Here is a 7,985-nt window from a genome sequence, read left to right as displayed (position 1 = left end):
GTCGACGTCCCACGCGACCGGTGCCGGCACGGGCCCGGCGACCACCCGCCAGCCGGAAGGGGTCCGCTCCACCCGGCGCACGATGGCGCCGCTCTCGATCCGCACGCCCCTGGCCGACAGGAGCTCGGCCAGCCGCTGGGGCAGCACGGCGATTCCGCCCACGAGGCCCGCGAAGACCGGGGCCTGGTTGCCCACCGCGGCGACCGCCGCGCGCTCGGCAGCCCTGAGCAGCGAGTCGCCGCGGGTCGCGGCCTGCCAGAGCGGCGCCACGGTCGCGTGCAGCGAGAGCTGCCGCGCGTGCCCGGCGTAGACACCGCCGAGCAGCGGCTCGACCAGCCGGTCGACGACGGCATCACCGACTCGTCCGGCCACGAAGTCGCCGACGGACAGGTCCTGCTCGATCGGCGAGAAGCGCTGCTGCGCCTCGCTTTCGGCGCGTGCCACCTCGTCATCGGAAAGCAACCCGCGCGCCGTGCCCGGACTGGCCGGCACGCCCATCAGCGTCCCCTTGGGCATCGGGTGCAACCTGCCCCGCGACCAGATCGACGCACCCACCGGCTCAGGGTGGACGAGCCGGTCGGCCAGGCCGAGCTCCTCGACCAGGCCGACCGCCTCCGGCCGTCGCGCGAGCATCGACTCGGCGCCGACGTCGATCGACACGCCTGCGACCGTGGCGCGCCGCAGCTTGCCGCCGACCTCGTCCCCCGCGTCCAGCACCGTGATCTGCAGGGTGGGATCGGCCCGGATGAGTTCCCAGGCGGCCGTCAGCCCGCTGATCCCGCCACCCACGACCGCGACCGCTGCACCCATGGCGTCAGGTTCTCACGAGACCGACTCGTGTCCGGGTCGTAACGACATCGAGACCGCCGATGTGGATCCGACTCGCCCCGGCGTCCCTCCAAGTCCTGACGGTACGCACACCGGACAAGGAGAGCGGTCATGATCAGGACACATCGACGGACCTCGGCGCTGGTTGCCGCCGCAGGTCTGTGCACGTTGCTCGTCGCCGGCTGCAGCGGGGACGGCGGGTCCCGCTCCAGCGCGGGCGTGGCCGATCAGAGCGGTGGCGGCTCCGCGCGTTCCGCGACCTCCCTCCGGAGCGAGCCCGAGCCCGCCGGGCCAAACTCGGTCGGTTCGGTCGGCTCGAGCGACGCCAGCCCGGCCGCCGAGCAAGCGGTCGACGTCGCCCAGGCCGACCGCAAGCTGATCCGCACCGCCGACCTGACCATCCGCGTCGACCAGGTCAAGCAGTCGGTGGCCCGGGTGCACCGGATCCTGGCGGCTGCCCAGGGTTACGTGGTGGACGAGCAGGTCGGCGGGGACGATGACCTGCGCACCTCGCCGAGCCGCGACTTCGGCGGGCGCGCGACCATCACCCTGGCGGTGCCGGCCGAACGGCTCGACACCGTGCTGGGTCAGCTCGCCGACGTCGGCACGGTGACCGAGCGGACCACCAGCAGCACGGACGTCACCAAGGACTACGTCGACACCGCCAGCCGGATCACGACGATGCAGACCAGTGTCGACCGGCTGCGGCGGCTGATGAGGGACGCGGCCGACCTCGACCAGATCACCCAGCTCGAGTCGGCGCTCACCACCCGGGAGGCGACCCTGGAGTCGCTGAAGTCCCAGATGTCCAGCCTGAAGACGCAGGTCGCCATGTCGACGGTGACCGTGACGCTGAGCACCACGGCGGTGCCGGTGGAGCCGGCCCCGGCCGGACCCAGCGGATTCGTCGAGGGGCTGTCGGCCGGCTGGCACGCCTTCGTCTCGGCGGCCGCGGCCGTCGTCACCGTGCTGGGCGTGCTGGTGCCGTTCATCGCGCTCGTGCTCGTGGTCGGCATGCCGGTGCTGTTCTGGCTGCGCCGGCGCCGCACCGCGGCGGTCAGCGGCGGGAGCACTCCTGCACCAGCGCCGTGACCTGGGTGAGGACGTCCGGGTCGGTGGCCGGCAGCACCCCGTGGCCGAGGTTGAAGATGTGGCCCGGCGCGGCCAAGCCCTCCTGCACGATGGCTCGGACCTTCGCCTCGATGGCCTCCCACGGTGCGAACAGCAGCGCGGGATCCAGGTTGCCCTGCACGGCATACCGGCCGTCGAGCCGGGCCAGCGCATCGGTGAGTGACAGTCGGTAGTCCACACCGACGACCTCGGCGCCCGCCGCGCCCATCGACGCGAGCAGCTCGCCGGTGCCGACCCCGAAGTGGATGCGCGGCACGTCGAGGTCGGCCACGGCCGCGAGCGCCGAGGCCGCGTGCGGCTGGGCGAACTGCTCGTAGTCGGCGCGCGGCAGCGCTCCCACCCAGGAGTCGAACAACTGCACCGCCGAGGCCCCGGCCTGTGCCTGGACCCGGAGGAAGGATCCGGAGATCTGGGCCAGCCGCGACCCGAGGTCGTGCCAGAGAGTGGGGTCGCCGTGCATCAACGCCTTGGTGTGCTCGTGGTTCTTCGAGGGTCCGCCCTCCACGAGGTAGGAGGCGAGGGTGAACGGTGCGCCGGCGAACCCGATCAGCGGCGTCGGCCCCAGCTCGGCGACGAGGAGCTCGACGGCTCGGGTGATGTCGGGCACCAGGTCGGGGGTCAGCTCGGGCAACCGGTCGAGGTCCTTGCGCGTGCGGAAGGGCTCGGCCACGACCGGGCCCACACCGGGGACGATGTCGAGGTCCACCCCGACCGCGGCCAACGGCACCACGATGTCGCTGAAGAAGATCGCGGCGTCGACTCCGTGCCGTCGCACCGGCTGCAGGGTGACCTCGGCGACGAGGTCGGGCGTGCGGCACGCCTCCAGCATGGGGACGCCCTCCCGCAGCGCGCGGTACTCCGGCAGCGAGCGCCCGGCCTGCCGCATGAACCACACCGGTGTGTGCGTCACCGCCTCACCGCGGGCGGCACGGACGAGGGCGCTGTCACGGGGGCTGGGGGCAGCAGGGGGGGTCACGGGCCGATCCTCGCACGCGACCCGGGGCGGCCGACCGGGCGCATCGGGTCGGCCCATCCGGCGTGGCCTACCCGCCTCGGGCAACGTGCCGACATACCCTGCTGCTGTGGCAACGCGAAGCGTCAGCGACGCCCCTCCCGAGTTCACGCAGGCCCTGCTCGATCTGCGTGGCGCGCGGTTGCGCCCCGAGGTCCGCCTCACCGAAGTGCCTGCGCCCACCCGCATCGCGCCGTATGCCGTGGCCCTCACCGCCGAGGTGGTCGCCACCGGTGACGCCGATGATGGTGACGAGCTCGCTTCGGGGCGGTTCGTGCTGCTGCACGACCCATCCGCTCCGGAGCCGTGGGAGGGTGTCTGGCGCGCGGTGACATTCGCGCGCGCCGAGCTCGAGCCCGAGGTGGCGACCGACCCGATGCTCGGCGCCGTCGGCTGGTCCTGGCTGGTGGACAGCCTGGGCGCGCGGGACATCGGCTACACCGCGGAGGCGGGCACCGTGACCCGCGTCGTCTCCGAGAGCTTCGCCGGCCTGGCCGATCGCGAGCCCACCGTCGAGATGGAGGTGCGCGCGTCCTGGACGCCGGTGGGTCAGGACCTGGGCGGGCACCTGTCCGCGTGGGTCGACCTGTTGTGCACGATCGCGGGGCTTCCACCCCTGCCCGACGGCGTCACCGCGCTGCCTGGTCAGCGCCGATGACCCCGCTGCGCGATGCAGGAGCCGGGAAGGCGCCGACCAACAGCCAGGACAGCACGGCGACCGAGTCCGACCACGAGTCCGACCACGAGCCCGATCATGAGCCCGAACACGAACCCGCCGAGGCGGAGCCTGCGCTGGTCCCCCTCGACGAGCCGGCCGACGGCGTGCCCGACGTCGTCACCGACGAACGCCGACTCGTCGCCGTTGCGGACGCGCTCGCGCGGGGCAGCGGCCCGGTGGCGCTCGATGCCGAGCGGGCCTCCGGTTACCGCTACGGCCAACGCGCCTACCTCGTGCAGATCCGCCGCGCCGGGTCCGGCACCTTCCTGATCGACCCGATCGCCTGCCCCGACCTCGGGCCGGTCGCCGAGGTGATCGGACCGCAGGAGTGGATCCTGCACGCGGCGACCCAGGACCTGCCCTGCCTCGCCGAGGTCGGCCTCACGCCGACGCGGCTGTTCGACACCGAGCTCGGAAGCCGGCTGGTGGGCCTCCCCCGGGTCGGCCTGGCCGCGGTCGTCGCGCATTACCTCGGGCTGAGCCTGGCCAAGGAGCACTCCGCGGTCGACTGGTCCACCCGCCCGTTGCCTGAGCCGTGGCTGCGCTATGCCGCGCTGGACGTCGAGGTGCTCGTGGAGGTGCGCGACAGGATCGCGGCCGACCTCGAGGCGCAGGGCAAGACCGAGTGGGCGACCCAGGAGTTCGAGGCGTTGACCCACTTCACCGGCCCCCGGGTGCGCCTGGACCCGTGGCGGCGCACGTCGGGGATGCACCGCATCCGCAACCGCCGGGGAGCTGCCCTCGTGCGCGAGCTGTGGCAGACCCGCGAAGCGATCGCCCAGGAGCGCGACACCGCACCCGGCCGGGTGCTGCCCGACGCGCTGATCATCGACCTGGCTACCCGGGCGCCGCGGGCCGCGGCCGACCTCGCCACCGGGCGAGTGCACAAGGGGGTCCGCCGCTACCAGCGGCAGTGGCTCGACGCCATCCACCGTGCGCTCCGCCTGCCCGAGCAGGACCTGCCTCCCCTGACGATCAAGAGCGACGCTCCCCCGCCCGCTCGATCGTGGGCCGACCGCGAGCCGGTCGCCGCCGCACGGCTGGCCGAATCCCGTGAACTGCTGGGGAAGTTCGCGGACGAGCACCACGTGCCGGTTGAGAACCTGCTCACGCCCGACCTGCTCCGCCGGGTGCTCTGGACACCCCCGGCGGAGCCCACGCCCGAGGCCGTGCGCGCCGCGCTGGACCAGCTCGGCGCTCGCCCGTGGCAGGTCGACATCGCCGCGCCGGTGATCTGCGCCGCCTGCGAGCACCACCCCTCGTGATGCCGTCGACCCCTCGTGTGGATCTTCGTGAGCGGGGTCACGACGGGGTCGCCTGACCAGCGGGGTTACTGACGAGTAGCCTCAGGGCGACCCGACATCGAACCCCGCGGATCCTCGCCGAGAAGATCGTCGTCCACGGCGAGGTCGACAAGCCGCTCAACAAGGGCCGGGTCGGCGCCGACGCGGCGCGCCGCCTCAAGGGACTGGCCACGGGCTCCGCGAGCAAGGACGGCTTCGCCGAGGCGGACTTCGTCATCGAGGCGGTCTTCCAGGAGCTGTCCGTCAAGCAGGAGGTCTTTGCGCAGGTCGAGGCGGTCGTCGGACGGGAGTGCGTCCTCGCGACCAACACCTCGTCCCTCTCCGTCACCGAGATGGCCTCCCGGCTGACCCATCCGGAACGCGTGGTCGGCTTCCACTTCTTCAACCCCGTCGCGGTCATGCCGTTGCTCGAGGTCGTCAGCGGCGGGCAGACCGACGAGGCGACGCTGGCCACGGCCTTCGCCACCGGCAAGGTGTTGAAGAAGACCCGGATCCTGGTCCGGCACTCCCCCGAGGGCCGGCCCGCGCCCGATCCGGAGGTGCTGGCCCTGCTGGAGCAGCCGACGCGGCCGGGTGGTCCTCACGCCGGAGCAGGTGCGCGAGCAGGTGCTGTCGGCCCTCGCTGACGAGGCGCGACGGATGCTGGACGAGGGAGTCGTGGACAGCCCGATGGACCTGGACCTCGCGATGATCACCGGCGCCGGGTTCCAGTTCTGGAACGGCGGGCTCACTCCCCTGCGCGACCGTACCGGGATCGCCGAGAAGGTCTGCGGTCAGCGTTTCCTGCCTCCGGGAGTGGCCAACGTCACCTGCTGAGGCGCGCCGACGCGCCGATGCGCGTTTGTCGAAATATCTCACATGTGATCTACAGTGGGGCGCATGAATGAGGACTACCTTGGCCGCATCGGCACGCTCATCCGGGACGCCCGGCGCCATCAGAACCTCACCCAAACGGAATTGGCGGATCTGCTCAGGACCAGCCAGAGCGCGATCGCCCGCATCGAGCAGGGCAAGCAGAATCTCAGCCTTGAGATGCTGGCGCGGATCGGTGAGAAGCTGGACTCGGAGTTCGTCGCCGTCGGCTCGACCGTCCCGCAGAACCTGCGGATCGACGGAGGGGTCCAGCTGGCTGGCGAGATCGACGTGCGGACCAGCAAGAACGCCGCCGTCGCCCTGCTGTGCGGCTCGCTGCTCAACAAGGGCAGGACGACGCTGCGCAACCTGGCCCGGATCGAGGAGGTCAACCGCATCCTCGAGGTCCTCGCGAGCATCGGGGTCCGCACCCGCTGGCTGCCCGACAGCAACGACCTGGAGATCGCCCCGCCCGAGCGCCTCAACCTCGAGGCGATGGACGAGGCGGCAGCCCGGCGCACCCGGACCATCATCATGTTCCTCGGCCCGCTCCTGCACGAGTTCACCGAGTTCAGCCTGCCCTACGCCGGCGGCTGCGACCTGGGGGTCCGCACCGTCGAGCCGCACATGTCCGCACTGCACCAGTTCGGCCTCGACGTGACCGCCACCCACGGCGCCTACCACGCCCACGTCGACCGTGCCGTGACCCCGCAGCGCGCCATCGTCCTCACCGAACGCGGTGACACCGTGACCGAGAACGTCCTTTTCGCAGCTGCCCGGTGGGAGGGCACCACGGTCATCCGCAACGCCAGCCCCAACTACATGGTGCAGGACCTCTGCTTCTTCCTGCAGCAGCTCGGGGTCACGATCGAGGGCATCGGCTCGACCACCCTCACCGTGCGGGGCGTGAAGGAGATCGACGTCGACGTCGAGTACTCCCCGTCCGAGGACCCGATCGAGGCGATGAGCCTGCTGGCGGCGGCGGTCGTCACCGAGTCGGAGATCACCATCAGACGGGTCCCGATCGAGTTCATGGAGATCGAGCTCGCGCTGCTCGAGGGCATGGGGATGAAGTACGAGCTGACCCCCGAGTATCCCTCCGCCAACGGCCACACCCGGCTGGTCGACCTGCGCACCATCCCGGGACCGCTCACCGCGCCCCTGGACAAGGTCCACCCGATGCCCTTCCCGGGCCTCAACATCGACAACCTGCCGTTCTTCGCGATCATCGCGGCGTGCGCCCAGGGGTCGACCATGATCCACGACTGGGTCTACGAGAACCGCGCCATCTACCTCACCGAGCTGACCAAGGTGGGCGCCAAGGTGCAGCTGATGGACCCGCACCGCGTGATGATCGAGGGGCCGACGCGTTGGCGCGCCGCGGAGGTCATCTGCCCGCCGGCCCTGCGCCCCGGCGTGGTCATCCTGCTCGCGATGCTGGCTGCGCCGGGCACTTCTGTGCTGCGCAACGTCTATGTGATCAACCGCGGCTATGAGGACCTGGCCCTGCGGCTCAACGCGCTCGGGGCCGGCATCCAGACCTTCCGCGACATCTGAGTCGGCGCCGATAGCGTGGGAGTGTGATCCCGCCCGCGCGCCGAGCCCACCGCCCGGCTCCGACCTTCCTCGACCAGGACGGGCCGATCGCCATGGCTCATCGCGGGTTCTCCCTCGACGGCCACGAGAACTCCATGTCGGCCTTCGCCGCAGCGGTCGACCTCGGTTACCGCTACGTGGAGACCGACGTCCACGCCACCAGCGACGGTCGGCTCGTCGCGTTCCACGACGCGACGCTCGATCGTGTCACCGACGCGCTCGGCGCGATCGCGGAGCTGCCCTGGCGCGAGGTGACGCTCGCGCGCATCGGCACGAGCGAGCCGATCCCGCTCTTCGAGGACCTGCTCGGCACCTGGCCGCAGCTGCGGGTCAACGTCGACGTGAAGTCGAGGGCCGCGGTGCAGCCGCTCGTCCAGGCGATCGAGCGCACGCGGGCGCACGACCGGGTGCTGGTGGCCTCGTTCTCCGACCGCAGCCGCCGGGCGGTCCTGCGGCGGTTGTCGGCGCCCGTCGCCACGTCGGGCGGTCCGACCACGGTGGCGGCCTTCCGGACCGCGTCGATGGCCGGCCGTACACGCCTCGC

At 71.8% G+C, this 7,985-nt stretch carries 9 protein-coding genes; 7 read left to right on the top strand and 2 right to left on the bottom strand.

Going from position 1 to position 7,985, the window contains the following annotated elements:
* On the bottom strand, nt 1–810 hold an 810-nt coding region (gene hemG / locus FRW57_RS14020; protein WP_152186271.1), incomplete at its 3' end, for a protoporphyrinogen oxidase.
* 129 nt (nt 811–939) lie between these two features.
* On the opposite strand from hemG, the gene FRW57_RS14015 reads away from it, so the two are divergent.
* On the top strand, nt 940–1,920 hold the full coding sequence (locus FRW57_RS14015) for a DUF4349 domain-containing protein (RefSeq protein ID WP_152186270.1): 981 nt from the start codon (nt 940–942) through the stop codon (nt 1,918–1,920).
* Here the strand turns inward: FRW57_RS14015 and hemE are convergent.
* On the bottom strand, nt 1,886–2,992 hold the full coding sequence (hemE, locus tag FRW57_RS14010) for a uroporphyrinogen decarboxylase (RefSeq protein WP_152186269.1): 1,107 nt from the start codon (nt 2,990–2,992) through the stop codon (nt 1,886–1,888). The genes FRW57_RS14015 and hemE overlap by 35 nt on opposite strands.
* 49 nt (nt 2,993–3,041) lie before the next feature.
* Here hemE and FRW57_RS14005 point away from each other — a divergent pair, with 49 nt between their 5' ends.
* From FRW57_RS14005 to FRW57_RS13985, 6 genes are all read left to right on the top strand, one after another.
* Nucleotides 3,042–3,629: a DUF3000 domain-containing protein gene (locus FRW57_RS14005; protein ID WP_238384607.1), complete on the top strand. Its 588-nt coding sequence runs from the start codon at nt 3,042–3,044 to the stop codon at nt 3,627–3,629.
* The gene (locus tag FRW57_RS14000; protein WP_152186268.1) at nt 3,626–4,954 is read left to right on the top strand and encodes an HRDC domain-containing protein; all 1,329 of its coding nucleotides are present in this window, start codon (nt 3,626–3,628) and stop codon (nt 4,952–4,954) included. Before FRW57_RS14005 ends, FRW57_RS14000 begins: the two co-directional genes overlap by 4 nt.
* A 68-nt stretch (nt 4,955–5,022) precedes the next feature.
* The gene (locus FRW57_RS13995; RefSeq protein WP_420853258.1) at nt 5,023–5,619 is read left to right on the top strand and encodes a 3-hydroxyacyl-CoA dehydrogenase family protein; all 597 of its coding nucleotides are present in this window, start codon (nt 5,023–5,025) and stop codon (nt 5,617–5,619) included.
* Nucleotides 5,588–5,809, top strand: coding sequence for a hypothetical protein (locus FRW57_RS25100; protein ID WP_338016641.1), 222 nt, complete (start codon nt 5,588–5,590; stop codon nt 5,807–5,809). The genes FRW57_RS13995 and FRW57_RS25100 overlap by 32 nt, the downstream gene beginning before the upstream one ends.
* A gap of 63 nt (nt 5,810–5,872) precedes the next feature.
* Nucleotides 5,873–7,402 carry a helix-turn-helix domain-containing protein gene (locus tag FRW57_RS13990; RefSeq protein ID WP_152186267.1) on the top strand — a complete coding sequence of 510 codons (1,530 nt, stop codon included), beginning with the start codon at nt 5,873–5,875 and terminating at the stop codon, nt 7,400–7,402.
* Between the two features lie 23 nt (nt 7,403–7,425).
* On the top strand, nt 7,426–7,985 hold a 560-nt coding region (locus FRW57_RS13985), incomplete at its 3' end, for a glycerophosphodiester phosphodiesterase family protein (RefSeq protein ID WP_420853257.1).

Origin of the sequence: Segeticoccus rhizosphaerae (genome assembly GCF_009192725.1) — a bacterium.
In the GTDB taxonomy this organism is placed as follows: domain Bacteria; phylum Actinomycetota; class Actinomycetes; order Actinomycetales; family Dermatophilaceae; genus Segeticoccus; species Segeticoccus rhizosphaerae.
The sequence above is the reverse complement of the archived record's forward strand: the minus strand, read 5'-3'. Positions and strand labels throughout refer to the sequence as shown.

Coding starts and splice junctions, on each gene's coding strand:
- FRW57_RS13990 (WP_152186267.1), top strand. CDS start 5,873: ATGAATGAGGACTACCTTGGCCGCATCGGCACGCTCATCCGGGACGCC.
- FRW57_RS14015 (WP_152186270.1), top strand. CDS start 940: ATGATCAGGACACATCGACGGACCTCGGCGCTGGTTGCCGCCGCAGGT.
- hemE (WP_152186269.1), bottom strand. CDS start 2,992: ATGGGCCGACCCGATGCGCCCGGTCGGCCGCCCCGGGTCGCGTGCGAG.
- FRW57_RS14000 (WP_152186268.1), top strand. CDS start 3,626: ATGACCCCGCTGCGCGATGCAGGAGCCGGGAAGGCGCCGACCAACAGC.